24 protein-coding genes and 1 riboswitch are annotated in these 24953 nt (G+C 58.0%); of the genes, 4 read left to right on the top strand and 20 right to left on the bottom strand.

The genetic code is table 11. From position 1 onward, the window contains the following. Positions 1–90: 90 nt before the first annotated feature. The 10 genes from G502_RS20780 to cobA form a co-directional block, all read right to left on the bottom strand. Positions 91–1512, bottom strand: coding sequence for a sensor histidine kinase (locus G502_RS20780; protein ID WP_022729697.1), 1422 nt, complete (start codon positions 1510–1512; stop codon positions 91–93). Then, positions 1499–2176, bottom strand: coding sequence for a winged helix-turn-helix domain-containing protein (locus G502_RS0116015; protein WP_026989582.1), 678 nt, complete (start codon positions 2174–2176; stop codon positions 1499–1501). Before G502_RS0116015 ends, G502_RS20780 begins: the two co-directional genes overlap by 14 nt. 168 nt (positions 2177–2344) lie before the next feature. Beyond that, positions 2345–3835, bottom strand: coding sequence for a DegQ family serine endoprotease (locus G502_RS0116010; RefSeq protein ID WP_022729695.1), 1491 nt, complete (start codon positions 3833–3835; stop codon positions 2345–2347). A gap of 121 nt (positions 3836–3956) precedes the next feature. Continuing rightward, a complete protein-coding gene (locus G502_RS20775) occupies positions 3957–5030 on the bottom strand; it encodes an ABC transporter ATP-binding protein (protein ID WP_022729694.1) in 1074 nt (357 codons plus the stop codon). Then, on the bottom strand, positions 5027–6043 hold the full coding sequence (locus tag G502_RS0116000; protein WP_022729693.1) for an ABC transporter ATP-binding protein: 1017 nt from the start codon (positions 6041–6043) through the stop codon (positions 5027–5029). The genes G502_RS20775 and G502_RS0116000 overlap by 4 nt, the downstream gene beginning before the upstream one ends. After that, the gene (locus G502_RS0115995; RefSeq protein ID WP_022729692.1) at positions 6040–7032 is read right to left on the bottom strand and encodes an ABC transporter permease; all 993 of its coding nucleotides are present in this window, start codon (positions 7030–7032) and stop codon (positions 6040–6042) included. Before G502_RS0115995 ends, G502_RS0116000 begins: the two co-directional genes overlap by 4 nt. A gap of 12 nt (positions 7033–7044) precedes the next feature. Beyond that, positions 7045–8034, bottom strand: coding sequence for an ABC transporter permease (locus G502_RS0115990; protein WP_022729691.1), 990 nt, complete (start codon positions 8032–8034; stop codon positions 7045–7047). 93 nt (positions 8035–8127) lie between these two features. Further along, positions 8128–9690: an ABC transporter substrate-binding protein gene (locus G502_RS0115985; RefSeq protein ID WP_022729690.1), complete on the bottom strand. Its 1563-nt coding sequence runs from the start codon at positions 9688–9690 to the stop codon at positions 8128–8130. Positions 9691–9944: 254 nt separating this feature from the next. Next, complete coding sequence (locus G502_RS0115980; RefSeq protein WP_022729689.1) at positions 9945–11276, bottom strand: cobyrinic acid a,c-diamide synthase CobB; 1332 nt, start codon at positions 11274–11276, stop codon at positions 9945–9947. Further along, positions 11266–12102 (bottom strand): uroporphyrinogen-III C-methyltransferase, encoded by an 837-nt coding sequence (gene cobA, locus G502_RS0115975; RefSeq protein ID WP_040488402.1) that lies wholly within the window; start codon positions 12100–12102, stop codon positions 11266–11268. The genes G502_RS0115980 and cobA overlap by 11 nt, the downstream gene beginning before the upstream one ends. Positions 12103–12172: 70 nt before the next feature. On the opposite strand from cobA, the gene G502_RS0115970 reads away from it, so the two are divergent. Together G502_RS0115970 and G502_RS0115965 are read left to right on the top strand one after the other, a co-directional pair. Then, positions 12173–13255, top strand: a complete 1083-nt coding sequence (locus G502_RS0115970) for a cobalt-precorrin-5B (C(1))-methyltransferase (RefSeq protein WP_026989580.1) — start codon at positions 12173–12175, stop codon at positions 13253–13255. After that, on the top strand, positions 13248–13988 hold the full coding sequence (locus G502_RS0115965; RefSeq protein WP_022729686.1) for a cobalt-precorrin-6A reductase: 741 nt from the start codon (positions 13248–13250) through the stop codon (positions 13986–13988). Before G502_RS0115970 ends, G502_RS0115965 begins: the two co-directional genes overlap by 8 nt. Here the strand turns inward: G502_RS0115965 and cobM are convergent. Genes cobM through G502_RS0115930 form a run of 7 tightly spaced genes read right to left on the bottom strand, consistent with a single transcriptional unit; the run spans position 13978 to position 20841 of the window. Then, positions 13978–14751, bottom strand: coding sequence for a precorrin-4 C(11)-methyltransferase (gene cobM / locus G502_RS0115960; RefSeq protein ID WP_022729685.1), 774 nt, complete (start codon positions 14749–14751; stop codon positions 13978–13980). The two genes, G502_RS0115965 and cobM, sit on opposite strands and share 11 nt — an antisense overlap. Beyond that, positions 14748–16571, bottom strand: coding sequence for a precorrin-3B C(17)-methyltransferase (gene cobJ, locus G502_RS0115955; RefSeq protein ID WP_026989579.1), 1824 nt, complete (start codon positions 16569–16571; stop codon positions 14748–14750). Before cobJ ends, cobM begins: the two co-directional genes overlap by 4 nt. Continuing rightward, positions 16568–17272: a precorrin-2 C(20)-methyltransferase gene (gene cobI / locus G502_RS0115950; RefSeq protein ID WP_022729683.1), complete on the bottom strand. Its 705-nt coding sequence runs from the start codon at positions 17270–17272 to the stop codon at positions 16568–16570. The genes cobJ and cobI overlap by 4 nt, the downstream gene beginning before the upstream one ends. Further along, positions 17272–18489: a bifunctional cobalt-precorrin-7 (C(5))-methyltransferase/cobalt-precorrin-6B (C(15))-methyltransferase gene (locus G502_RS0115945; protein WP_022729682.1), complete on the bottom strand. Its 1218-nt coding sequence runs from the start codon at positions 18487–18489 to the stop codon at positions 17272–17274. Before G502_RS0115945 ends, cobI begins: the two co-directional genes overlap by 1 nt. Then, positions 18486–19121 (bottom strand): precorrin-8X methylmutase, encoded by a 636-nt coding sequence (locus G502_RS0115940; protein WP_026989578.1) that lies wholly within the window; start codon positions 19119–19121, stop codon positions 18486–18488. Before G502_RS0115940 ends, G502_RS0115945 begins: the two co-directional genes overlap by 4 nt. 2 nt (positions 19122–19123) lie before the next feature. Next, positions 19124–20173, bottom strand: a complete 1050-nt coding sequence (locus G502_RS0115935) for a sirohydrochlorin chelatase (RefSeq protein ID WP_022729680.1) — start codon at positions 20171–20173, stop codon at positions 19124–19126. Positions 20174–20223: 50 nt separating this feature from the next. Further along, positions 20224–20841, bottom strand: coding sequence for a HupE/UreJ family protein (locus tag G502_RS0115930; protein ID WP_022729679.1), 618 nt, complete (start codon positions 20839–20841; stop codon positions 20224–20226). 79 nt (positions 20842–20920) lie between these two features. Continuing rightward, positions 20921–21087, bottom strand: a riboswitch (cobalamin riboswitch). Positions 21088–21315: 228 nt separating this feature from the next. On the opposite strand from G502_RS0115930, the gene G502_RS20770 reads away from it, so the two are divergent. After that, complete coding sequence (locus tag G502_RS20770; RefSeq protein WP_022729678.1) at positions 21316–21777, top strand: Hsp20 family protein; 462 nt, start codon at positions 21316–21318, stop codon at positions 21775–21777. A gap of 71 nt (positions 21778–21848) precedes the next feature. Beyond that, positions 21849–22061 (top strand): DUF1150 family protein, encoded by a 213-nt coding sequence (locus G502_RS0115920; protein ID WP_022729677.1) that lies wholly within the window; start codon positions 21849–21851, stop codon positions 22059–22061. Positions 22062–22135: 74 nt separating this feature from the next. Here the strand turns inward: G502_RS0115920 and ptsN are convergent, their stop codons facing one another. The 3 genes from ptsN to rpoN form a co-directional block, all read right to left on the bottom strand. Beyond that, positions 22136–22600, bottom strand: coding sequence for a PTS IIA-like nitrogen regulatory protein PtsN (ptsN, locus tag G502_RS0115915; protein WP_022729676.1), 465 nt, complete (start codon positions 22598–22600; stop codon positions 22136–22138). 17 nt (positions 22601–22617) lie between these two features. Further along, positions 22618–23226 carry a ribosome hibernation-promoting factor, HPF/YfiA family gene (gene hpf, locus G502_RS0115910; RefSeq protein WP_022729675.1) on the bottom strand — a complete coding sequence of 203 codons (609 nt, stop codon included), beginning with the start codon at positions 23224–23226 and terminating at the stop codon, positions 22618–22620. A gap of 172 nt (positions 23227–23398) precedes the next feature. Next, positions 23399–24952 (bottom strand): RNA polymerase factor sigma-54, encoded by a 1554-nt coding sequence (gene rpoN / locus G502_RS0115905; RefSeq protein ID WP_022729674.1) that lies wholly within the window; start codon positions 24950–24952, stop codon positions 23399–23401. Position 24953 lies beyond the last annotated feature (1 nt).

Genomic DNA, 24953 nt, shown 5'->3' with positions numbered 1-24953 from the left:
TTAGGCGACCTTTTGCCGTGTTTTTGATGTGGGATCTCTCACGAGGCGCTTCAAGTCCCCGGAGCATCATTACAAATAAATGGTATATTCCTACTTTCCACTTGTAATTTCAGCTTGTGACTCTTCTGGGACATCAAACTCCTCTGCTTCTTGAAAAACCCAACGCACTTTGAGCCCCGGATTGTTGTCTTCAAGGAACAGATCGGATTCGTGCAGGCGCGAAACGGCAGAAACCAGGCTGAGGCCAAGCCCGCTCCCCGGTTCGCTTCTTGCCGTATCCAAACGCACAAAGCGTTCGAGCACGCGTCCCCTGTCGGCTTCCGGGATTCCCGCCCCTTCATCGGCAACTGTCAGTGTGACCTGGCTATCCTGAGCCAACAGCTGCAGACTGATCCGGCTATCCTGAGGACTGTACTTGATGGCATTGTCCAGAAGATTGGCCAGTGCCTGGGCAAGGAGCTGACGATGTCCGGTTACGTAAGCCGGGCTTTCCAGATCGGCCTTTAAGGAGACCCCCTTGTCTTCAGCCAAGGGGTCATAGAGTTCCTGTACGTCACGTAACACCTCGGCCAGATCCAATATCTCCAGCCGCGTTCGACTGACACCCGATTCCGCTTCGGCAATCGCCAGGAGAGCGTTGAAGGTTGCCTGGATGGTATCGATCTCTGACAGAGCCTGTTCCAAGGTCTGGCGATAGTCCTCCACATCCGGCGGTCCGATCAGGGTCAACTCTATACGGCCCTTCAAATGGGTCAGAGGACTGCGCAAGTCATGCGCCAGACTGTCGGAAACAAGCCGCATGCCGGTCATCAGGGCCTCGATCCGTTCCAGCATGCGGTTCAGGTTGCCAGCCAGGCGGTCAAATTCGTCATTGCTGCCCTCTCTCGGCACCCTCTGACTCAAGTCGCCATCCATGATGCGCCGACTGGTTTCGGCCACTGCATCGACACGGCGTAGAACATTACGTCCGAATATCCACCCCCCACCAAGGCCGAGCGCAAGGGTTACACCCAGCCCCCAGGCCAGGGCTTCCTGAAGGTTCTGCTGGAAGTTGGCACGCGCTGACATATCGCGTCCCACCAGCAGACGGTAACCATTGGGTAGCTGGAAACTGCGCGAGCCAACAAGGATCGGTTCATCGCCGCGTTCGCGGTGATACAGTGGCAAAACCGTCCAGCGGCCATCTGCTATTGCCGACTCCGGCCAGTTTCTGAGGTTTCCGGAAACAGGCTGAAAATTCTGGTCCGTCAGCAGATAAACACTCTCGTGTTCTCCGCCCCGGCCGCTGCGCTGTGCGATCGCCTTTTCAAGGCCGTTGATGCCTTCGTTGCGATAGCGTTCTTCCAGACCCGTGATTTCGGCAGCCACAGTCTGTGCCACCTGCCCTTCGATCAAGGTGATCGTGGACCAGTAGATGAATCCGAACAGCAACAGCACCGACACACCAAAGAGCCCGACATAGGCCAGGGCAAACCGAAAGGTCGCGCTGTTTGAGATTCTAAGTATCTGCACGAAGCATGTACCCTGCGCCCCGCACTGTGTGCAGGAGTTGTTTGTCGAAACCCTTGTCGATCTTCTGACGCAAGCGGCTTATATGCACGTCTATGACATTGGTCTGTGGATCGAAATGATAGTCCCAAACCCCTTCGAGTAACATGGTGCGTGTCACCGTTTGTCCTGCGTGACGCAAAAGGTATTCCAGAAGCCTGAATTCACGAGGCTGCAACTCAATGGCTTTCCCGTCACGTTCAACCCGTCGGGAAAGCAGATCCATCTCCAGATCGCCGACTTGCAGCTTGGTTTCGACTGCCGGTGCATTGTTGCGTCGAACGAGGGCTTCCGCCCGAGCCTGCAGCTCTGAATAGGCAAAGGGCTTGGTTAGATAATCATCGCCACCAGCGCGCAATCCCGCAACACGATCATCCACCTGGGCCAGCGCACTGAGAATAAGGACAGGCGTGGAACTGCCGCTGGATCTCAAAGCTTGTAGTACGGCCAGGCCATCGAGTTTCGGAAGCATGCGATCCAGGATAATCAGGTCGTGACTGCCCTCGCTTCCAAGAAAAAGGCCCTCATGCCCATCTGCCGCCCGGTCCACGATATGGCCGCTTTCCGTCAGGCCTTTGGTCATGTAGTCGGCCGTCTTGTCATCATCCTCAACGATCAGCACACGCACCGAAACCATCCTTTCCGAATGTATTCATCGTGAAGTTGTTTGACGGGAGTATAAAGCGACGACGCGCCAGGATGAAAGATCCGGCGCGCCGTCGAGGTAGGCCGAAGCCGGTCCAGGGGAGAAACCGACTTCGGCAGAAGAACCGCGGTGAAGGAGAGACCGCGGCTGTCAGGCGTCGCCCAGACGGAATCCAAGGAACAGCGGGCTGCCTTCACGCTCGACAAGCAGGACCACGGTCTTCTTGCCATCACGTTCTGCTTGTTCCAGACGTTCCGCCACATCATTCGGGCTGGCGACTTCCTGCCCATCCACCTGCTCGATGACATCTCCTGGAGCGAGCCCTTGGGCAGCAGCACGACCGTCAGGATCAACATCGGTCACCACCACACCGGACATATCTTCCGGAAGGCCGAGACGGTTCCTGGTTTCCTTGTCCAGGCTGGAGAGCGACGCACCTAAGCGGTCGAGACTGCGCTCCATGTCATCATCACTGCCTGGCTGACTGCGGGATCCACCAAAGGCCGCCATACTCTCTTCAGTCTGTTCGGCTATGGTGGCATTCAGCGTTTCTTCTTCGCCGTCACGCCAAACCACGATCTCAACGTCCTGGCCTGCACTTACTGCAGCCACAAGACGCGGCAGATCACGCATACGCTCGACGTCCTCACCGTCAAATTCCAGGATGACATCACCGGTACGGATTCCGGCACGATCGGCCGGTCCATCGGATTCAACACTGGCAACCAGCGCACCCTTCTCCTCATCCAGGCTTAGGCCTTCCGCCAGTTCAGGCGTAACCTGCTGGATACGGACACCGAGCCAACCACGTTCGACTTCACCCTTTTCACGAAGCTGGGTGATCACATCACTCGCTAGATTGGAAGGGATGGCAAAGCCGATCCCAACTGATCCGCCGGAGGGTGAGAAAATCGCCGTGCTAATGCCGATCACATCTCCGTCCATGTTGAACATGGGGCCACCGGAATTGCCACGGTTGATGGCTGCATCCGTCTGGAGAAAATCATCATAGGGGCCAGCGTTAATGTCCCGGCTACGCGCCGAGATGATGCCGGCCGTGACGGACCCTCCAAGACCAAAGGGATTACCTACTGCCATCACCCAGTCGCCGACGCGAACGTCGTCGGAATCGCCCATGGTGACGTGGGGCAGGTCCTTATCGGATGAGATCTTCAGCAGTGCCAAGTCGGTCTTCGGGTCGCGGCCGATCACCTCGGCCTCCAGATCGCGACCATCGGACAGCTTGACGCGGATATCATCCGCCTTGTCGATCACATGGTTGTTCGTAACCACGTAACCTTCGGCATCAATGATGAAACCGGAGCCCAGGCTTGTAGCGGGACGGGCCTGATGCTGTTGCGGGCGCATGCCCTTGAAGTGTTCCTCGAACTGCCGAAAGAAATCCTCGAAGGGAGAACCGGGCGGCAGATCGAAGGGAAGAGAATCGCGTGAACGGGGACCATTGTCCTCGTCCGGTGCTCGTGTGGACGAAATGTTTACAACAGCCGGACTGACTTCCTCAGCCAGATCGGCAAAACTGTCGGGCGGTGACGCTGCCTGCGCCACCGCCGACCAAACCAGAAAACTACCCGTAACTAGGGCAGCTGCTGGTGCCTTGAGTGACTTGATCGCAAGTGACATAAAAAGGGACCTCCTAGGTACTCCTGAGCAATGCCCCTAATTTCTAGCGCATGCCACCTAACAAGGCCGTGTCGTGCAGATTACAAATCGTTCATCTTTGCGCCTGCGCAGATATAGCCCATCAGGAACGAGCTGCGGCTGCGGCAGCCAGAACCTCTGGTGTCAGGCGCTGTTCCTCTACGGCATGACAGCGTACACGCACATTCCGTGACTCAGTGATTTCAGGCACTTCCTTCTGACAACGCGCATCCGCGAAGGGGCAACGCGGATGGAAATGACAGCCAGATGGCGGCGACATTGGGCTTGGGACCTCTCCGGCAACGGGGATCCGCTTGCGACCGGACATCTCAAGGTCCGGGATGGCATCGAGCAGCATCCTTGTATAGGGATGCTGTGGATGATTGAAGACATCACTGGCTTCCCCGGACTCCACGAGGCGTCCCAGATACATCACACCAAGATAGTCAGAAATATGTGAGACCACCGCCAGGTCATGACTGATGAAAAGATAGGTCAGGCCAAGTTCCTTCTGCAGGTCCTTCATCAGGTTCAGGATCTGTGCCTGGACAGATACATCCAGTGCCGACGTAGGCTCGTCACAAACCAGGAACTCGGGGTCTCCCGCCAGAGCCCTGGCAATGGAGATACGCTGTCTCTGGCCACCCGAGAATTCGTGCGGGTACTTTTCGCCGTCCTTGTCCGAAAAACCAACATGATCAAGCAATTCGGCGATACGCTTGCGTAGAGGCGCTCCTTCCGGAAGCAATCGGTGCGTGCGGATCGGCTCGGCAATGATATCCCGGACGCGCCATCTTGGGTTCAGACTGGCATAGGGGTCCTGGAAAATGATCTGTATGCGACGCTGGAAGTCCGCCTTCTGGCGCCGTGTCTTCAATTGGGACACGGCGTTTCCATCAAAGTAGATTTCTCCCTCGGTCGGCTGATAGAGCCCCACCAGAAGACGCGCCATCGTTGATTTTCCACAGCCCGACTCTCCAACCAGGCTGAAGGTGCTGCCATGCGGTATGTCGAGGCTTACGTCTTCCACAGCACGCAGCGTGCGGCGGGGACGCCCCTGCAGAAGGCGGGTCAGGTAAGGCGGGGAAACATCAAAGTACTTAGACAGCCCCTGTACGGACACAAGCGGACCGGACGGCTGGACTGATGGTCTCTTGTCCTGGAGCACATCCGTCATCGATCACTTTCTCCTGACAGGGCCGGTTCTTCATCGTACAGCCAGCAGGCCACCTTGGAATCCTCGACCTCTATCGGCTCCGGTCGTTCCACAAAACAACGTTCGAAGGCCTTGGGACAGCGCGGATGGAAGGCGCACCCCGGTGGAATTTCCGTCAAACGCGGCATGGCGCCATCGATCTGTGTCAGACGCTCCAGTTTCTGCCCGACTGTTGGGATGGCCCCCATCAGGCCTTTTGTATAGGGGTGATATGGCTGTTTGATCACTTTCTGGACAGGGCCCACTTCTGCCAGCCGTCCTGCATACATCACGGCCACTCGATCCGCTGTCTCCGCAATAACGCCCATATCGTGGGTTATCAGCATCACGGCCGTCCCCTGCTCACGACACAGACGCTTCAGAAGGTCGATGATCTGTGCCTGAATCGAGACATCCAGAGCTGTTGTGGGTTCGTCGGCAATGATCAGCGAAGGATTGGCACAAACGGCCAGCGCAATGACGATCCGCTGGCGCATTCCACCAGAGAACTGATGCGGATACTGGTCAATCCGATCTTCCGGCGCGGAAATCCCCACTTCGGTAAGTAATTCGATTCCGCGCTTGCGCGCCTGGCTTTCACTCATGTCCAGGTGCGTACGGATCGTTTCCACTAACTGATACCCCACAGTGTAGAGTGGATTCAGGCTAGTCAGTGGATCCTGGAACACCATACCGATCTGGCGTCCACGGATATGGCGCAGCTTCTCCTGCGGCAGGTTATCGATACGCTGTCCTTTCAGGCGCACCTGCCCATCCGCAATGTGCCCTGGAGGTTCTAGCAGGTTAATTACGGCCGTGCCCGTCAGGGACTTTCCCGCACCGGACTCGCCAACCACCCCCAGCACCTCGCCGGGTTTGATATCAAAGGAGATATCATCAACTGCAACCAGCGTTCCACGCCGTGTCGGGAATTCGACACGCAGGTTGAGGACCTCAAGGAGCGGCGTTTCGGATGAATCTGTCTGGGCCATCATCTCAACTTCGGATTCAAGGCATCGCGCAACCAGTCACCCAGCAGGTTCACCGATAGGGCAAGCATGATCAGCGCGATTCCGGGAAAGATGGTGATCCACCACTCACCGGAAAAAAGGAAATCATTGCCAATGCGAATCAGGGTTCCAAGCGAAGGTGTCGTCGGTGGCACCCCCACACCCAGAAAAGACAGCGTCGCTTCGGCTATGATGGCCAGGGCCAGGCCAATCGTGGCGATCACCAGCACGGACCCCATCACATTCGGCAAGACATGACGGAACAGGATGACAGCCGGTCGAACACCAATGACCCGCGCGGCTAGCACGTATTCACGGTTCTTCTCGACCATCGTGGTCCCGCGCACCGTACGGGCGTATTGTACCCAGTCGGACAACCCGATGGATATGATCAGAACGTAAATCGCCATGTTTTCCTGGTATTCACGGGGAATCATGGCCTTGGCCAGGCCGAAAATCAGAAGCGCAACCAGAATGGCAGGAAAGCTCAACTGCACATCGGCAATGCGCATGATGATCGTATCGACCCAACCGCCACGATAGCCCGCGATCAGGCCCAGGGTCACACCAAGAACCATGGCAAAGAGAACGGCGCAGAAGCCTACAAGCAAGGAGATGCGCGCCCCGTAAATGATAGCCGAGAAGACATCGCGCCCCTGATCATCAGTTCCAAAAACATAGAAGTTCCCGCTCATGCCTTCTTCGAACGGAGGCGTGAAGCCGTCCATAAGGTGCAGGGATCCCGCATGGAAAGGCGTATAGGGTGCGATGAGAGGTGCGAAGATGGCCGCCAGAAAGAACAGCAAGGTTATGATCGCGGAAAGCACCGTGATCGGCGAATGCGAAAAACTGTGCCAGATATCACTGTCGAAAAATCGATATAGCAGCCCATGGGGCTTCTCATCAGCAGTACCACTTTGGCCCTGCCGGCTGTTCAGCGGACTCTGCTGGCTGTTGGATTGTGAAGCACCCATTGCGACTCTCCCTCAGGCAGCGGTTCGCGCTGCAGGCGTTTCCACTCGCAAGCGCGGGTCCACGATGTAATACAAAAGGTCGACAATCAGGTTGATGATCACGAAGAACAGAGCAATCAGGATCAGATAAGCTGCCATGACCGGTATATCGACAAACCGGATGGCAATTATGAACAACAGCCCTACTCCCGGCCACTGGAAGACCGTTTCGGTAATGATCGCAAAAGCAATGATGGAACCCAGTTGCAGGCCCGTGATGGTGATCACTGGTACCAAAGTATTCTTCAGGGCATGGCCGAAGTTGACCGCACGATTGCTCAGGCCACGCGCACGCGCGAACTTTATGTAGTCCGTCCGCAGCACCTCGAGCATTTCCGCACGCACAAGCCGCATGATGAGGGTCAGCTGGTACAATCCCAGGGTCACGGCCGGTAAGATCAAAGCCTGCAGGCCACTCAGGGTCAGAAAGCCTGTCCGCCAACCGCCCAGATCAACAACCTCACCCCGTCCATAGGACGGCAGCCACTGAAGGTTCACGGCAAATATCCAGATTAACAGTATGCCGATCAGGAAGGTCGGCAGTGACACGCCGATCAGCGAGGCCGTCATGACAAAGCGGCTGGTCCAGCCATAGCGATTGAGCGCAGAGTACACCCCAAGCACGATTCCAAGGGACAGCGCGAAAGCCGCAGAGGTCACGGCCAACTCGATAGTGGCCGGCAAGCGTTCGGCTATCAGATCCGCAACCGGACGGGCTGTGCGATAGGATATGCCGAACTCCCCCTGCGCCGCATTGCCCACAAAGCGGAGAAACTGGACGGGAATTGGATCGTTCAGGCCCAGTCTTTCGCGCAGCTCCGCACGCTGCTCCGTCGTGGCCTCTTGCCCCACCATGTTGTTGATGGGATCGCCCACGAAATTGAACAGACTGAAGGCAATCAGGGCGACCACCAGCATGACCACAATGGACTGCAAGAGGCGGCGTACTATGAAGGCAAGCATCTACGGAACCGCGATACGCTGGAGGTCAGGTGACTGGAATTCCACCGGGACCGGTCTTGCCGGTTCCGGTGGGATCATTCCAAAGAGCGCGTTTCAGTCGTCAAAGCTCGCTGTGGCCATGTGAGGCTGGTTGTCGGCCCTCAAGGGTACGTTGACCCCCTCACGTGTCGCCCAGTTCAGCACCTGAAGGTGAATCGGAATGTAAACCACCTCCGACTGAGCAATCTCCCAGGCTTCGGCGATCATCTCGTTGCGAGTTTCCTCATCAACTTCCGTTCCCATCTGCTGTACCAACTCGTCCATGCGATCGTTCGAAAAGCCCGTCGCATTCCAGGACCCGCGCTGACCATCATCGGTGTGATAGAGATAGTTGAAAACGTACTCGCTGTCGAAAGTCGGTACGCCCCAACCCAGCAGGTAGAAGCCGGTCTCGCGATTGCCGATGTCCTGGAAGTGGAGACTGCGGGTCTGGGAATTCAGATCGACCGTTATATCGATTTGCCCCAGCATCCCGGCCACAGCCTGACATATGGCTTCGTCATTGATATAGCGGTCATTGGGGCAATGCAGCGTAATCTCAAATCCATCCTCGTAGCCAGCTTCCGCCAGTAGTTCACGTGCACGTTCCTGATCGAAGGCAAGACGCTCATCGAGCTCTTCGGGATAGCCGTCGATAAACGGCGGTGCAATCGTCCCGGTCGGCACGGAACGCCCGCGCATCACCACACGCTGGATGGTATCCGCATCGATGGCATGATACATGGCTTCGCGCACGCGCTTGTCAGCCATCGGGTTTTCGCCTTCGACGTTGTCGTACTCGCTGTCTTCCTCGCGCAGGTTCAAGCCAAGGAAGATCGTCCGATTCTCCTCGCCCTGCTCGATATTGATATCACCTTCTTCTTCCAGGCGCTCCAGGTCCTGAACCGGCGGATCCAGGACAAAGTCCAATTCACCCGAAAGCAGCGCGGCGACGCGTGTCGAATCAGAAGAAATCGGGGTATAGACGATACGTTCGACCTCCATTGGGTAGTCATCCATGCCCCAGTAGTCGTCATTGCGAACCAGAACAGTACGTACGTCCCCTTCACGGGATTCCAGCTTGTAAGGACCAGTCCCCATGGCATTGCGAACGGCAAAGTTCTCTTCTCCGCTTGCATAGTCCTGGGCTGTCTCCACGTCATTCTCTTCCGACCAGGCCTTGCTCATCATGGAGATCTGCGTCAGCTGCTGTGGCAGGATCGGATTGGGCCCTGAAGTGTGGATATGGACCGTCGTGTCATCGACGACCTCCACCTCTTCGATGGAGGAGATGTAATTGCGGAAATCCGACGGTTCGGTGCCTGCTCGATTCAGCGAAAAGGCCACGTCTTCCGCCGTGAAGTCAGATCCGTCATGGAAGGTGACCCCTTCACGAATTTTGAATTCCCAGACGGTTTCCTCCACCGCTTCCCAGGAGGTTGCCAGACCGGGCTCGATCGACATGTCGTTGGCCCGCAGCACAAGGGGGTCGTGCAGGTGAAGGGACATTGTATTGGTCGGTCCCTCGTTCTGGGCATGTGGATCCAGGGTCAGTGCATCACCCTGACTGGCCCAGCGCAGGGTCTCGGCCTGAGCAGCAGAGGCCAATGCCAGGCCGCTCCCCAGAACCAAGCTCATCAACAATTTTCTTGTTTGCATCCTAACTATCCTTCTCCCTGTTAACGTCTTATCCAAAGCCGCTTTGATAATTGCATTATTCGCTTTCCACAACCGGTCACATGCCGATTGGACAAGGCTTTGAAGTCAGCATGGCACAGAGTCTTTTGCGTTGTCAGCCTGGATTTTGACCCGCCACCTTAAAGGAAACAATCTTCAAGAAAGAACAATCATGAAGTGTTATATATTTCCCGATCAGCCAGAGTGATGAAATCTCACCCAGGATACCCGCTGATCAGATGCAGAAAAGACCCGGCAACCGAGCCTCTGACAAGCCCTGCATCGGCGCGTTGACCTCCACGTGCATCCCATACCTGAAACAGCGAAGCGGCCGGACCGCTTTCGACCGTGCTTGCGTAATGGAATTCATGTCCCGCCAGGTCATGGCCGGACGTTTTCCAGAACGGCATGGGCTGACAGGTACGAAGCTGGCGATAGCCAAGATGCAATCGCGGCCGTTCAAACGAGGTGTGCAAGGGCAAAAGCCCCAGCATCGGAAACGCCCGTCCCTTGTCATCAGTCAGGCAATCCCCCAACGTCATATATCCACCGCATTCCCCGTAGATGAAGACACCTCTTTCTTCCGCATCTACCATGCCCGCACGAAAGCGTTTGGCTTGGCTGAGGCCTTCGGCATGAAGCTCGGGATAACCTCCCGGAAGGTAGATTGCGTCAGCGTCCCACCTGGGGGGCTCATTTTCCAGTGGCGAGAAAAAGTGCAACTCGGCACCCGCCTTTCGCCAATGGTGAAGCAAATGCGGGTACAAGAATGAAAAGCAGGCGTCACGCGCAACGGAAACCGTCTGACCAGGTGGGTCCGGCAGATCCCGGGAGGAAACCTCCTCGGTTCCTTGCCCCCTTGCAGGTGCGGCATTCTGTAGAAGCGCTTCCAGATCCAGATGCTGCTCCATGCGATCGGCCGCTCTTTCCAGGAAGGCTTCCAGATCCTTGTGCTCCCCGGCCTGGACCAACCCAAGATGCCGGTTCGGCAACTTGAGGTCTTCATCGCGGGGAATGCCTCCAAGCAACGGAACGCCCAGAGGCTCGAGCGCACTGCGCAGCATGTCCATGTGAAAACTGGAGCCGACGCGGTTCAACACAAGTCCGCCCAGCGTCAATTCCGGCCTGTGCCCGCGAAACCCTTCCACCAATGCTGCGACCGATTGGGCCTGGCCACGCACATCAACAACCAGAATAATCGGCAGTCCCAATTGTACTGCCACATCCGCAGTGGAGCCAACACCGCTGGAAGCGGCATCGAAAAGACCCATCACGCCTTCTACCAGGACCAGCTCACTATCCTTACCGGCCTGTCTGAAAAGCTGTCTCTGCAAACCCAGCGACATGGCCCAGGGGTCCATATTATATGCAGTCTGGCCTGTCGCCTGTGCGTGAAAAGCGGGATCTATATAATCCGGACCAACCTTGGTCCCGGAAACACGAAATCCGCGTCGGCGCAATGCGCGCAGCAAACCAAGTGTCAGCGTAGTCTTGCCCGAGCCCGAGGCCGTTGCCGCTATGACCAGCCCGCGCGGTTCAACCGGCATCACTCGTCTGCCGCATACCCAGAGGATCAGCCTGCAGCTTGCGGCCAGAGAGAGCGCCCACCCAGTCCATGGCCGCGCGAAGCCGCACCACCTCACCAAGCACCACCATGGCCGGAGGTTGAATCCCCGATTCCTCAAGAGCCTTGGGTGCTTCGCCCAAGGTGGTTTCCAGGACCTGCTGATCCGACAGGGTGGCCTGACTTATGATGGCCAGGGGCTCATCCGCACTTCTTCCCCCTTCCAGCAAGCGTTCGCGTATTTCAGCCAGATGCTTCAAGGCCATATACATGACAATCACAGGCGAGGACTTTGCCACAGCCTTCCAGTCGATCGCACTCGGGGTCAGCCCTGTTGCATCATGCCCGGTCAGAAAGGTCACAAGACTGTTGGTATCCCGGTGCGTGACCGGTATGCCTGCATAGGCCAGACCGCCTATTCCGGCCGAAATTCCTGGGATGATGCGAAAGGGTATTCCTGCATCAACCAGAGCAAGCGCCTCTTCACCACCGCGCCCGAACACAAAGGGATCTCCCCCCTTCAAACGCAGGACACGTTTATTCTCTCTGGCCAGTTCGATAATGCGCAGCGTGATATCAACCTGCTTGGAAGAAGGTTTGCCGCCACGCTTGCCCGCATATTCCAGAAGCGTATCGTCCCCCGCCAGGGAGAGAATATCCTTTCCAACCAAGGCATCGTAAATGATCGCATCCGCTGAACGGAGTGCGTGAACACTTGCCAGGGTCAACAAGGCAGGGTCGCCCGGTCCGGCTCCGGCCAGCCACACCCACCCTGGTTCGAAATCGGGCATTGGAAGACCTTCAAGCATTTCGAACTCCTTCACCTGCAAAGCCATGTTGCATCTGGTCTCGATCAGCCGATGCACCTATAAATCCAGAATGACTCGTAAACCGGAAGGAACGTTGCGGCGCGGATGGACGACGGGAGCCTGCGCCACCGCTGCCACAAAGGCGGCCTGCACGGCTCTGTTCGACGGCCATTTTCCCGACCCTGTCCAGATCACGCTGCCAAAGGGAGAGACTCCCTCCTTCCCACTCGCCTATGAGAGCCGGCAAGCAACCTGCGCGGCAGCCGGCATCATCAAGGATGCCGGTGACGATCCCGACGTCACGCACGGCGCTCTCATCATATCGACCGTGCGGCCCAGACCTGCTCAAAGTGGCATAGTCTTTCGTGCCGGCCCCGGCGTGGGCACGATCACGCTTGAAGGGCTGCCCGTTCCTGTGGGGGAAGCGGCAATCAACCCGATTCCCCGACAACTCATGACAGCCGTCGTACAGGAAGCCACAGGACTGGAGTCCCCTGCCCTGGAAATCGAGATATCGATTCCTGAAGGTGAGCAACTCGCAGCAAAGACCTGGAATCCCCGCCTTGGCATACTGGGTGGCCTCTCGATTCTGGGAACGACCGGGGTCGTCCATCCCTTTTCCTGCGCTGCCTGGATTCATTCGATCCATCGTGGAATCGACGTAGCGCATGCGAAAGGGCTCCAGCGCGTTGCCGGCTGTACCGGCTCGACCTCGGAACAGACCGTGCAACAGCTCTATGAGCTGCCGGACCACGCCATGCTCGACATGGGGGACTTTGCCGGCGGCATGCTGAAGTATCTGCGACGTCAACCGATTCCATATGTCACCATTGGGGGTGGCTTCGCAAAGCTCGTGAAGCTGGCCCAGGGCTTTCTGGACCTTCATTCCGGGCGCAGTCAGGTCGACTTCAACTGGTTGGCAGCCGAAATGGCTGAGCTTGGGGCTTCGTCGGACATCCTCGATCAGGTACGACAGGCCAACACGGCAGGTCAGGTTCTGGCCCTCGCCACCACGCATGATCTGCCCATAGCGCCAAGAGTTGCCGAAAAAGCCCGACAAACGGCCAAGGCCGCCCTGAGAGAGGCGCCCTGCGAAGTGGATATTGTCGTGGTTGACCGAAAGGGACAGATCGTCGGACGCAGCCATGCCTAGTTTACTGATTCTGGGAGGCACACAGGAAGCCGCAGAACTGGCCCGCCACCTGACACAGGAAACCGACTGGCGCATCATCACGTCGCTGGCCGGCCGCACCCGCAATCCGGCAAGCTTGCCAGGAGAGGTGCGTATTGGCGGTTTCGGCGGCAGTTCCGGCCTTGTCCGATACCTGCAAGGCGAGCAGGTCAACCTTCTCGTCGATGCAACACATCCTTTCGCGCTCAGAATGCCGGTCCATGCCGAGCGTGCCGCCGGACTGGCTGGCGTTCCACGCATCAAACTTTTGCGTCCAGCCTGGCAGGCCGAAAAAGAGGATCGATGGATCTCTGTTCCATCCCTCCAGCAAGCCGCCCAAGTCTTGCCGCGTGATTGCAAGGCCTTCCTGGCCACAGGTCGCCAGGAACTGGAACCCTTCACGCAGCGCAGGGATGTGGAATACCTGATCCGGCTTGTCGACTCACCGGAAGATCCCCTGCCCCTGGCAAGGTATAGTGTCATCGCCCAGCGCGGTCCCTTCCGATTCGAGGAAGAACAGGCTTTGTTGCGCGAACATGCGATCGACTGCCTTGTCAGCAAGAACAGCGGCGGTTCCGCATCGTATGCAAAGATCCAGGCGGCACGCGCCTTGGCGCTTCCGATCATCATGGTAGAACGCCCCCCCGTTCCGCCCGGAGCCTTGGCCCGTTCAGTAACGGAGGCGCTGGACTGGATCGGCGAAATCATCCGCTGACCTTTTTTCTGTGCGGGCGCAGGACATGCACATGATCCGCGTCATAGAGCGCGCTGTCCCGAAAGCGCCCTGGTTCAAGCACTGGCCCCACCAGAATCAAGGCCGTACGTGTGATCTTGGCAGCCCTCACCTTCGCCTGGATATCCGCAAGTGTTCCATGGATATAAAGCTCATCCGGCCAGCTCGCGCGATAGGCCACAACCACGGGACAATCCTCCCCATAATGGGGCACGAGTTTCTCACGCAGGATACGCAGGTTGCGTACGGAGAGATGGATGGCAAGTGTTGCCCCGCTCCGCCCCAGGATTTCAAGATCCTCTCCCTCCGGCATGGACGATGACTTCATGGCCGTGCGCGTCAGAATTACCGTCTGGCTGATCTCGGGAAGGGTCAACTCTCGCCCAATTTCCGCAGCCGCCGCCGCGAAAGCAGGAACACCAGGCACAATCCGGAAAGGAATGTCCAGTTCCTCCAGTTTGCGAATCTGCTCCCCGATTGCCCCATAGATTGAGGGGTCACCGGAATGCACGCGCGCCACATCCTCTCCGCGCTCGTGGGCCGCCTGAATGCGTGAGATGATGTCTTCCAACGTCATGGATGCCGTATCTTCCACAACGGCGCCTTCCGGTGCTTCCGCTACGACTTCGGCAGGTACGAGCGATCCTGCATAGAGGCAAACGGGACAGCGCCGAATCAGATTCAGGCCACGTAGCGTGATCAGGTCCGGTGCACCAGGTCCGGCCCCAATGAAGTGTACTGTCATGATGCCGTCTCCATCCTGTCGTTCTTGGCGGCATACCCGCGTGGTGTGTAAACCCAATGCCCCCCGCCGGAACGAGGTATTGCGCGACTTTGCGAACTTCCGACCAGCACCGTAGTCAGCATGTCCACGTCATCGACTTCCAGGTCGGCAAGACGAATCACGCTCAATTGCTCACCTTGGCGGCCCAGGTTACTGCCCAATACAACAGGGGTGTCTTCGGGCCGCTTCTGAAGCAGGATTTCCTTGGCCCGGGCCAGTTGGTGGCGCCGACGACGCGACACCGGGTTGTAGAAAGCGATGACGAAATCTCCTGCCGCCGCCGCTTCCAGGCGCCGCTCGATGGCATCCCAGGGGGTCAACAGGTCTGACAGGGAGATGCAGCAGAAATCATGCCCAAAGGGAGCCCCTATCCGCGCGCCCATGGCCTGGAAAGCCGACACGCCTGGAGCCACCTCGATCTCGATGCGCGCCCAATTCGGGTTATCCCGGCGCTCAAGCAGCTCGAAAACCAGCGTCGCCATGGCATAGATTCCGATATCCCCGGAGGAAACCAGCGCCACATTGCGCCCCTCGGCCGCCAGGTCCAGTGCGGCTTTCACGCGCACTTCCTCCTGGCCCAGGTCATAGACATGGTGTGTCTTTCCTTGCGCCAGTGGTCCGAGGAGATCCAGATAAAGGCCATAGCCGACAAGGTCCTCCGCCTGAGAAATCATGCGGGTAACCTCTGGCGTGCGCCAGTCCGCGCGGCCTGGTCCAATACCTACGACGGACAGCCGCCCGCGCGCCACACCCATGGCCTGGGGGTCGATAATGTCTATCGCCCGGGCCACTGCACAGGTTGCACCACGGCTTTTGTGCTTGGTGACCACCAGCGTCCCCTGTGACCCGGCCGCTGCCAGCGCGGCAGCCTCGGCCACGCCGTGGCAGCCCACTTCCTGGAACACCAGCTTCGATGGATTGGCCAAGCGAGGCGTTTCCGTTTCCAACCTGTCAGGTGTGAAGAAACGGGCCGGCACACCCAGGTGGCGCGCCATGTGATGAACGGCGACCTCGTCCATCTTGAGATCCACACTGGCCACCAAAGCAACGGCTTCCGGTGCCAGGCCTGCGTCTCGGAGCGTTTCTTCAACCAGTTTTTCAAGTTCTTCCGGCGGGCAATCCCGCTCACAGCCCACACCAAGCGCCAACACCGCAGGATGATAGACCAGGCAGGCTTCACCCCCTTGATGAACGGATGGCCCAAGCGCAATTTTGAGCGCCCCGTCATGGGACTGAGGTATATTCTTAAGGAAGCCCGGCAATAAACTGTTTTTAAATATTTTTTCTCCGCGCATCAGTGCTGAAGTAAAGGCCTTGATATCCTTGGGATTGCCAAGACGCCAGCCAGTCGGCGGCTCATCCAGAGCCGTGTCGTAGTTCAGATCACCGGCCGTGGTAATTGCGGCATGTCCCTCCAACAGATCAGCAAGGATGCGGGCCAGGCGATTGGCACCGTGATGCCCTCCCAACAAAGGCACAACCGAGCTTGCATCCTCTGCCAGAGAAAGGACCGGCGGCTCGGTTCCCTTGTCAGAAAGCAATGGCCCTAGAAAGCGGATCAGGATGCCGGAAGCACAGATACCTATGATTGGGCGCCCCTGTGCAAAAATTTCGGCCAGTTCCGCGCCCGTGTCCGAAAAGGCATGGTCACAATCCTCGACCCGCCCTGTCAGTCCGTGGACCGTACTGCCTGGCAGCTCGCGCTGCAGACGGCGTGCCAGTTCAGCGCCCCTGCCAGTCAGGGTCAAAAGGGCCGCATTACCGGGAATGGCTTCCATCATCTCCAGGCATCCCCACGCTGATGCACCAGGATCATCGAGAAATAGGGCACAGTGTCATCCGGTACATCGCGCATCTTGAGTATCCTTTGGTTTGCGAGTGTCGCCCGCTCCACATAGTGCGCCTCATCGAGCAGCTCCATGCGATCCAGCAAGGCGTGAATCCTGCCGAAATGTCGACCAGGCTTGATGATGGCCACAGCATCGAAGCTCCTTAACCTGGATTCCAGCTGTTCATCCGAGAGCGGGGCTGGCAGGACCGCCAGGGTATCGTTCCGGGCTGCCAGAGGCGCACAGGCTGCAGCAGAGCAGGCCGTCAGGGAGGTCACGCCCGGAACAACGGACGTTGAATAGCGTTCGGCAAGACGGCCGAAGAGATACATGAAAGAGCCGTAGAAGAAGGGATCCCCTTCACAGAGCACAGCTACATCCCGCCCCTCGTCCAGCTCTTGCGCCAACTCCAGACTGGCGCGGTCATACGCCTGCTGGGCAGGGGCGCGCTCAACTGTCATGGGGATTCGTATGACAATCTCTTTCTGCCTGTCGGACAGATACGCCGCCACGATCGAACGGGCGAAACTGTCTCCATCCTCCAGAGCCGGATAGGCAACGACAGGGCTGCTTGTCAGAATCCGATGCGCCTTCAGCGTAAGCAGTTCGGGATCCCCCGGGCCAAGACCAAGACCATAAAGCTTCCCGGCCATCAGGCTTCGCCTCTGGGTTTGACCAAGGCAAACTGAGTGACCGGCATGGCGGGCCGCCACCCCCGGAACGGGCCAACAGACTCTGAACGTGACACGGACAGCCGGCGCAGCTCTCCCCCGTACTCAGCCTGCAAGCCGGCCAGGCGCGCCTCTCCCTCCAGCGTCACAGCATTGGCGACCAGTCGACCACCTGGCTTCAAGGCCTGCCAGCAAGCCTCGAAAAGCCCTTCCCCATTGATACCGCCACCGATGAAAATGGCGTCTGGCGCTGGCAAATCCGACAGGCAGGATGGCGCCTCTCCTGGAACCAGCTTCAGGTAAGGGACACCCAGTCGTGCTGCATTGCTGGCTATCATCTCGCAACGCGCAGCCTGGCGCTCGATGGCCACGGCGCGCGTGGTGGGAGTTGTTCGCATCCACTCGACAGCCACCGAACCGGACCCGGCTCCAACATCCCAAAGAACCTGATCTGGCCCCGGCATGAGAGCCGACAGCGTAACCGCACGAACCTCCCGCTTTGTCAGCTGGCCATCGTGATGGAAGGCAGTATCGGGCAACCCCGGAACCCTGGGCAGGATTTCAGTTTCAGTGCCGGCCCGACAGACCACTGCAATGGTATTAAAATCGGCGAACTCAGGGAAATCCTCCTGGTCGGCGCGCAGGTGCAGAACACGCTGCCTGGGCCCGCCCAAATGCTCCAGGACATGCAGCTCACTCGCCCCAAACCCCTTCTCACACAACAGAGACGCAACTTCGGCAGGAGTCCTGCGGCTGTCGCTTAGAACCATGAGGCGGGCATCTGGCTGAAGTGCCGGAATGAGGAGGCTGGTGGGCCGGCCATGAAGTGTGAGAAGACTCACTTCGGGCAAGGACCAACCCAGCTGTGCACAGGCAAGCGAGAAGGCAGATGGCGCCGGAACCACCTGCATCTCCATCATGGGGATGCGTCGCGCCAGGGTCGTCCCGATGCCGAAGCAGAAGGGATCGCCTGTCGCCACAACGCACACGGACTGGCCGCGCCGAGCCTCGATCTCCGCCACCAAACGGCTGAGAGGTGAGGGCCAGGTCAAACGCTCACGGCCATCTTCAGGCAGCATGGACAGATGCCGCTCCCCCCCTATCAAGACTTCGGCTTGATCGATCAGGTGCCTTGCCTGCTCTCCCAGGCCCGAAAGGCCATCCTCACCAATGCCCACGATGGAAAGCCAGCGAGTCATTGCGTCCATTCCCCTGCCAATGCATTCACGCCTGCGGCTGTAATTGCGCTGCCCCCGCGACGCCCCAACAAGGTTACAAAGGGTATGCCCAGTGATGCATCAACAAGCGCCTGCTTGGACTCGACCGCCCCGACAAAACCAACGGGGGCAGCAATAATCGCGGCCGGTTGGGGCGCTCCCTCCTCCAGCAATTCAATCAGACGAAACAGAGCTGTCGGTGCATTCCCAATGGCAACGACTGCCCCATCCAGCTGCGATCCCCAAAGCTCGACAGCTGCCGCCGAACGCGTTGTTTGCTGCTGACCTGCCAAGGTCGGAACGGATGGGTCATTCAGGCTGCACACAACCTTGTTGCCAGCAGGCAGCCTGGAGCCAATGATGCCGTGTGCCAGCATCTCGCAATCCACCAGGACCGGCTTTCCCGAACGCAGTGCGCTGGCACCGGCAGCAGCCGCATTTCCCTCGACACGGATATCCTCTGCTATGTCCACCATCCCACAGGCATGGATCATCCGCACGACGAGGCCGTGGACGCTCGTCGGAAGATGCGCGAGCACAGCTTCCTGCCGAACCGTCTCGAAAGACTTCTGGTAGATGGCCGCCGGATCACGCAGGTAATCTCTCTGCGGCATGTTCATCCACCCTGCTGACCGCCTCCCGCATTTTCCTTCAGGGTGCGCGGCCCAAGAGGATGATCTGCATGCGGATAGGGGTGATGGTGGCTGTGGCTATGGCTGTGATCATGCCCATGTTCGTGCCCGTGAGAGTGTGACCCATGGGAATGGCCATGGGCATGTTCCTCCTGCCCGGAGCCGATGCCCTCGACATGGTGATGGTGGCTCTCCTGGGGCAGCCCGACTTCCGCTTCGAATCCCAGCACCTGTTCACGGTATTTGCACATCTGGCAGTTCATGTTGTTCGTGCCTTCCAGGATCTCCTCGACACGTGCAGCCATGGTATCCAGCACGCGGGGATGATCATTCAGGTAAGGCGCCTTTATGAACTCGATGTCCGGATGTCGCGCCGCAACACGGTCGGTATGCTCATAGATTCGCCTGACCAGCACGCCCGTGAAAAGGAAATAGGGAAAGACCACGATACGCTTGAAGCCAAGGCGGGCTGCGTGCTCGAGGCCCGGCTCCACCAGCGGGAAGGTAACCCCGGAGTAACAGGTCTCTGCCCAGCCGAAGCCCAGGCCTTCCCACAACATGCGGGTGACCTTTGCGACGTTGGAATTGGCATCCGGATCCGATGCGCCGCGTCCGACAACGACCAGAAGCGTATCATGACGAGGAACCGTCTCGTTCACACCATCCAGGGCTTCCTGGATTCGGTCGCCGGCGGCTTGCAGCATCTTCAGATCTATACCCAGTTCGCGACCATAGTTGATCTCGAGGCCAGGATGCTGCGCCTGGTAGGTGTTGAGCACCGAGGGTATGTCGTTCTTGGCATGGCCAGCCGCAAACAACATGCCAGGCACGGCCAGGATGCGATTCACCTGCTGTTCGCGCAGCTTGTCCAGCCCATCACGGATCACGGGACGCGCAAACTCCAGATAGCCATAGTCAACAGGCCAATCGGTAAAGCGCTGGCGCATGTGCTCCGCCAAGCTGGCAAACTCCGCCACGGCATGCTCATCACGACTCCCGTGACCACAAACCATTAATCCCAGGCGCTCGGCCATACTTACTCTCCTGCCTTCTTTATCGTGTCGGGCTCATGTATTGCGTACGCTCAAATATACCCGCCGCCAAGCATCCAGGCCCCAGCCACGGCCATGGCACCTCCTGCCACACGCACAGCTGGCGTATAGGCCAGCCGACCCGCCAGAACACCAAGTCCAACGCCTGCCGCATGAAGGAGTGCTGTCGCCATCAGAAAGCCGGTAACATAGGCGATTGGCGAGCCACTGGCGGGCATTTCCACACCATGTGCATAGCCATGGAAAACAGCAAAGAGGCCCACCATGGCGGCTCCGATTTCCCAACGCACGCGCACTGTCGCCGCAATCAGGACACCGAGGACCAGTACCGATAGCGCAATACCGCTTTCAGCCAGGGCGAACTGCCAACCGGCAAGACCGGCAGCGCCGGCCACGGCCATCGCCATCACGAAGATGCTCGGTACAACCCAAAGCGCGCGGCCACCCAGTGCGTAGGCCCAGACACCGACCGCTACCATGGCCAGAAGGTGGTCAAGACCCGTCACGGGATGAGCAAGACCGCCCAGGAAGGTCGCACCTGCATGCGTCTCATGGCCCGGGTGTGCCGCAGCCGCCGAGGCGAGAAGAGCTGCTGGCAGAAAAGCGGCTGCAAAGCGTGTGAATCTGAGAATGGTTGTGTGGTTCATCATGTCCCCCGTGTTGCAGGCCGGCCGGCCTGAATGACTGTTCAATAGCTCAGAACCTTCCGGGCACAGTCCGGAAGGTCAGGAAAATCATCTTTTGGCGGCAGGCTGACTGACTTGCGCGATGTCTACGCGATTGCGGACAGGCGCTTACAGGTGCTGGAACAGTTCCGGACTTGGCCCCCGACTTGGGTCGGCCGCACCGGATTGCCTTTCATCCCCTATCGAGGAACCGTCCAATGTTGGCCTTACGGTAGAAAGCCTATAAGCAAGGGTCAAGCACAGTCGCGGCACTATATGTCGTATATGTAATCGTGCAGGGGCATAAAAGCAGCGGCATCCCACTTGAAGGTGCCCAATGATTCACCATTTCTTTCTACAAAGGCGCCATAATGGGTCTTTTCGTGGCGTGCCGATAATCGGACGCTATCGAACCATACAACCAGCAACCTTGCTCAAGAAGAGGAGGCAGCTGCACCTATGAGCCAATCTTCCTACCTGAATTCACCGCTCCTGCTTGGGTTTGACCAACTGGAACGCGCCATAGACCGTATGCACAAAACCAGTGGCGACGGTTATCCTCCATACAATGTGGAGCAAGTGGACGAGCGCCATCTGAGAATTACACTGGCCGTCGCTGGATTCTCTGAAGATGACTTGGAGGTCAGGTTGGAGAAGAACCAGTTGACCATCCGCGGTCGCCAGGCTGAAGATGACAGCGAGCGCACCTTCCTGCACAGAGGCATTGCCGCGCGCCAGTTTCAGCGCAGCTTCATGTTGGCCGATGGAATGGAAGTCGAGGGAGCACGCCTGGATAACGGTTTGCTTCACATCGAGCTGAAACGCCAGACAGATGACGAAGTTGTTCGAACCATCAAGATTGAGCGCAAACAGACAGCCGACGGTTCGGACTCCAGGACCATTGATCAGAAATCCGCCTGACAGTAGGTGGGAAGACATCAAGGAGCCTGCGCCTCATTAGCGTGGGCTGCCGCTTAGGGAAAGGTATGTTTATGATGCAGAATACGCCCCACAGTGACCTGAAGCAGCTGACACAGGACGATTTCCTGTCGTTCGGCGTGGATGACGTGGCCTATGTACGTCCCTTCCAGGATGCTGTTGGTATCTTCGCCGCTGACGGCACCAAGATCGCAGTCATGGCAGATTTCGATGTTGCCTGTGCTGCCGTCCGCCAAAACGGCATGGAGCCCATGACCGTCCATTAAGGCCCCACCTAACGATACAGGGGAATGCCCAGCCTGTGGACATTCCCCTGGTAAGCGAAATAGCAGTTCCGTCTTCAGGCTGCGTGACTGGCAGCTGATTCCGTTAAAATCGCATAGAGACCGTCACGACTGTCTGTGCCGCGCAGCTTGTCGCAGATCGTCTTGTCACGCAGTAGACGGGAAACACGCGCCAGGGCTTTCAGATGATCTGCCCCCGCCTTCTCGGGGGCCAACAGGACGCAAATCAGGTCCACGGGCTGTTCATCAATGGAATCGAATTCCACAGGTGTTTCCAGCCGCGCAAACAGGCAATGTAGACGGTCCAATTCTGACAGCTTCCCGTGGGGAATCGCAATGCCATAGCCGACACCTGTCGTGCCAAGGCGCTCGCGCTCAACCAGTACCTCGAAGATCGCTCTTTCCGGCTGTCCGGTGACGTCAGCCGCACGCCTTGCCAACTCCTGGAGGGCCTGCTTCTTGCTCGTCACACGCAATGCTGGAAGAACCCCTTCGGGGTTCAGCATATCGGCGATATCCATAACAAATTGTCCTGATACTAGCTTTCGCGGTTACCGCGTGGATCAATCCATCCGACGTTACCGTCACTACGACGATAGACCACGTTCAAACCCTCATGCCCCCGATTACGGAACATGAGTACCGGGATATCCGCCAAGTCCATGCGCATGACAGCTTCTCCTACGGTTAAGACCGGAATCTCCGTCTCCATTTCGGCGATCACGATGGGCTGGTCGCCTTCGCCCGCTATCGCATCTTCGCCTGCAGGTTCTGCATTGTCTTCCGGTTCCGGCTCCGGAGCCAGGATATACTGCTGAGCCGGTAGAACGTCCTGAGCAGAGGCCCGGCCGTTGTTATGATCACGCAGGCGCCTCTTGTAGCGGCGAAGCCGCTTGGCCAGACGATCTGCCGCCATGTCGAAGGCGGGATAGACCTCATTGGCCTCGCCAGAAGCCTGCAACAGCATGCCTCGCCCTATGTGAGCCGATACATGGGCACGGAATAGATGCGATTCCTTTGACAAGGTGACATTCGCCTCAATGGCATCACCAAAGTACTTGTCCAGGATCGTGCTCAATTGATCTTGGGCATGCTGGCGGAAGGCTTCACCGGTATCGATGTGCCGACCTTTAACCGACAACTGCATGAGATGTTCCCCAGTAGTGAGCTCGAGTGTCATTTACGGCCCAGCTCGAGAGCGCGCGGACCATATGTGTGGCCTGCCGGTAAGTCAATAGCAACCAAACCACCCTTCACAGGCCCTTCCCTGACTATATCGGAAGCCCCCCCCTTACTGCAAGATAGAAGGTTATGCACGCCTATCGATGGCTTCTAGCCTTTTCTTTCCTGCGCTGAACAGAGGACGGAATATTCATGGATTCCCGATACTTGGCAACTGTTCTTCGGGCTATATCAATGTTCTCACCGCGCAGGGCGGCAACGATTGCATCATCACTGAGGATTGCCTTGGGTGATTCCGCATAGATCAACGAGCGTATCCTGTGACGCACAGCCTCGGAAGAATGCTCACTTCCAGCGGTTCCAGATATCGAGGTCGTGAAGAAGTACCGCAGCTCGAATATGCCACGCGGCGTGGCAATGTACTTATTACTGGTGACACGGCTGATCGTCGATTCATGCATTTCGACGGCTTCCGCGACGGTTCTCAACACCAGAGGCTTCAGATGCGATATTCCCTTGCGGAAAAATCCGTCCTGCTGTCTTACAATCTCCTCACTTACCCGCAGAATCGTGTTCGCACGTTGATGAAGGGAACGGACAAGCCAGTTCGCTGCCTGAAACTGTTCATTCACGAAATCCTTCTCCTGACGATCCCGACACCGTGTGACGATCCTGTTGTAATCGGCTCGATTGACGAGTACGCGCGGCAACGTCTCGGGATTAAGCTCCAAATGCCAGCTTCCATCGGGTCGCAGGCGCATCAGGATATCGGGGACCACCGGTTCAGCCGGCCTGGTATTGTGTAGCAAGGCCGGCTTCGGATTCAGGCGGCGCAACTCTGCCAGCATCTCGGAAAAATCTTCTTCGTCCACGCCACAAAGTTGTTGCAGTTTCCGGTAATCGTGACCGGCCAGAAGCTCCAGGTTATCGAGAAGTGCCTCCATGGCCGGATCAAAGCGATCCTGGTCAAGCAGCTGCAGTTTCAGGCATTCCTTGAGGTCACGAGCAAAGAGTCCAGCCGGCTCGAATCCCTGAAGAATCAGCAAGACGGCTTCCAGCTTCTCCCGACTGCAGCCCAACTGTTCAGTCGCCTCGTTCAAATCGACCTGCAGATATCCGGCATCATCCAGACCATCAACAAGAAAGGAGGCAATCAGCTGATCCTCGGGCGCGGCAAGAGTCAGATGAACCTGGTCGAGCAGAGTTTCTCGAAAAGAGCGTTCCGCAGCCAGGCTTTCGTCCAATCCGCGGCCCTCGTCCTCGAACCCTCCACCGCTGTTCGAACCTGCCGTGGAGTGCGACCAGTTGTCGGCTGCTTCCCAATCGTCCGAAGGGCTGTTGTCGTCATACTCGTAGACTGCATCCAATGGTCCATCGCCAGCAGAAGACAATTCGTCCGACAGCGAGTGGTCAAAGCTGTCAGCTTCATTTTCGGAAGCGGAGTCCCCTGCATCGGCCGCCTCTTCACGACCGGCAACAGCCCCCCTGGCGGGCGCATCGATGCCCCCGACAGATGCCTGGTCCTCATCACCTTCCCGACGCTCCAGCAAGGGATTCTGCTCAAGTTCGCGCTCGACGAACTCAGCCAACTCCTGGCTGGAGAATTGCAGCAGTTTGATCGCCTGCTGCAATTGCGGCGTCATGACAAGCGATTGGGACTGACGCAGCTCTAGTCGCTGAGAGACAGCCATA

It is taken from the genome of Fodinicurvata sediminis DSM 21159 (assembly GCF_000420625.1).
In the GTDB taxonomy this organism is placed as follows: domain Bacteria; phylum Pseudomonadota; class Alphaproteobacteria; order Kiloniellales; family DSM-21159; genus Fodinicurvata; species Fodinicurvata sediminis.
Note: the sequence above shows the minus strand (reverse complement) of the source record. Positions and strands in the feature narration are given on the sequence as shown.

What these genes read in the sequence shown, in the direction of transcription:
- rpoN (WP_022729674.1), bottom strand. Translation starts at nt 24,952, where the DNA reads ATGGCTGTCTCTCAGCGACTAGAGCTGCGTCAGTCCCAATCGCTTGTC.
- G502_RS0116010 (WP_022729695.1), bottom strand. Translation starts at nt 3,835, where the DNA reads ATGTCACTTGCGATCAAGTCACTCAAGGCACCAGCAGCTGCCCTAGTT.
- ptsN (WP_022729676.1), bottom strand. Translation starts at nt 22,600, where the DNA reads ATGGATATCGCCGATATGCTGAACCCCGAAGGGGTTCTTCCAGCATTG.
- G502_RS20775 (WP_022729694.1), bottom strand. Translation starts at nt 5,030, where the DNA reads ATGACGGATGTGCTCCAGGACAAGAGACCATCAGTCCAGCCGTCCGGT.
- G502_RS0115945 (WP_022729682.1), bottom strand. Translation starts at nt 18,489, where the DNA reads ATGACTCGCTGGCTTTCCATCGTGGGCATTGGTGAGGATGGCCTTTCG.
- G502_RS0116000 (WP_022729693.1), bottom strand. Translation starts at nt 6,043, where the DNA reads ATGATGGCCCAGACAGATTCATCCGAAACGCCGCTCCTTGAGGTCCTC.
- G502_RS0115980 (WP_022729689.1), bottom strand. Translation starts at nt 11,276, where the DNA reads ATGCCGGTTGAACCGCGCGGGCTGGTCATAGCGGCAACGGCCTCGGGC.
- cobA (WP_040488402.1), bottom strand. Translation starts at nt 12,102, where the DNA reads ATGCTTGAAGGTCTTCCAATGCCCGATTTCGAACCAGGGTGGGTGTGG.
- G502_RS0115930 (WP_022729679.1), bottom strand. Translation starts at nt 20,841, where the DNA reads ATGATGAACCACACAACCATTCTCAGATTCACACGCTTTGCAGCCGCT.
- G502_RS0115995 (WP_022729692.1), bottom strand. Translation starts at nt 7,032, where the DNA reads ATGGGTGCTTCACAATCCAACAGCCAGCAGAGTCCGCTGAACAGCCGG.
- G502_RS0115940 (WP_026989578.1), bottom strand. Translation starts at nt 19,121, where the DNA reads ATGCCGCAGAGAGATTACCTGCGTGATCCGGCGGCCATCTACCAGAAG.
- G502_RS0115990 (WP_022729691.1), bottom strand. Translation starts at nt 8,034, where the DNA reads ATGCTTGCCTTCATAGTACGCCGCCTCTTGCAGTCCATTGTGGTCATG.
- G502_RS0115920 (WP_022729677.1), top strand. Translation starts at nt 21,849, where the DNA reads ATGATGCAGAATACGCCCCACAGTGACCTGAAGCAGCTGACACAGGAC.
- G502_RS0115965 (WP_022729686.1), top strand. Translation starts at nt 13,248, where the DNA reads ATGCCTAGTTTACTGATTCTGGGAGGCACACAGGAAGCCGCAGAACTG.
- cobM (WP_022729685.1), bottom strand. Translation starts at nt 14,751, where the DNA reads ATGACAGTACACTTCATTGGGGCCGGACCTGGTGCACCGGACCTGATC.
- G502_RS20770 (WP_022729678.1), top strand. Translation starts at nt 21,316, where the DNA reads ATGAGCCAATCTTCCTACCTGAATTCACCGCTCCTGCTTGGGTTTGAC.
- G502_RS0115970 (WP_026989580.1), top strand. Translation starts at nt 12,173, where the DNA reads ATGACTCGTAAACCGGAAGGAACGTTGCGGCGCGGATGGACGACGGGA.
- hpf (WP_022729675.1), bottom strand. Translation starts at nt 23,226, where the DNA reads ATGCAGTTGTCGGTTAAAGGTCGGCACATCGATACCGGTGAAGCCTTC.
- cobJ (WP_026989579.1), bottom strand. Translation starts at nt 16,571, where the DNA reads ATGATGGAAGCCATTCCCGGTAATGCGGCCCTTTTGACCCTGACTGGC.
- G502_RS0115985 (WP_022729690.1), bottom strand. Translation starts at nt 9,690, where the DNA reads ATGAGCTTGGTTCTGGGGAGCGGCCTGGCATTGGCCTCTGCTGCTCAG.
- cobI (WP_022729683.1), bottom strand. Translation starts at nt 17,272, where the DNA reads ATGGCCGGGAAGCTTTATGGTCTTGGTCTTGGCCCGGGGGATCCCGAA.
- G502_RS0115935 (WP_022729680.1), bottom strand. Translation starts at nt 20,173, where the DNA reads ATGGCCGAGCGCCTGGGATTAATGGTTTGTGGTCACGGGAGTCGTGAT.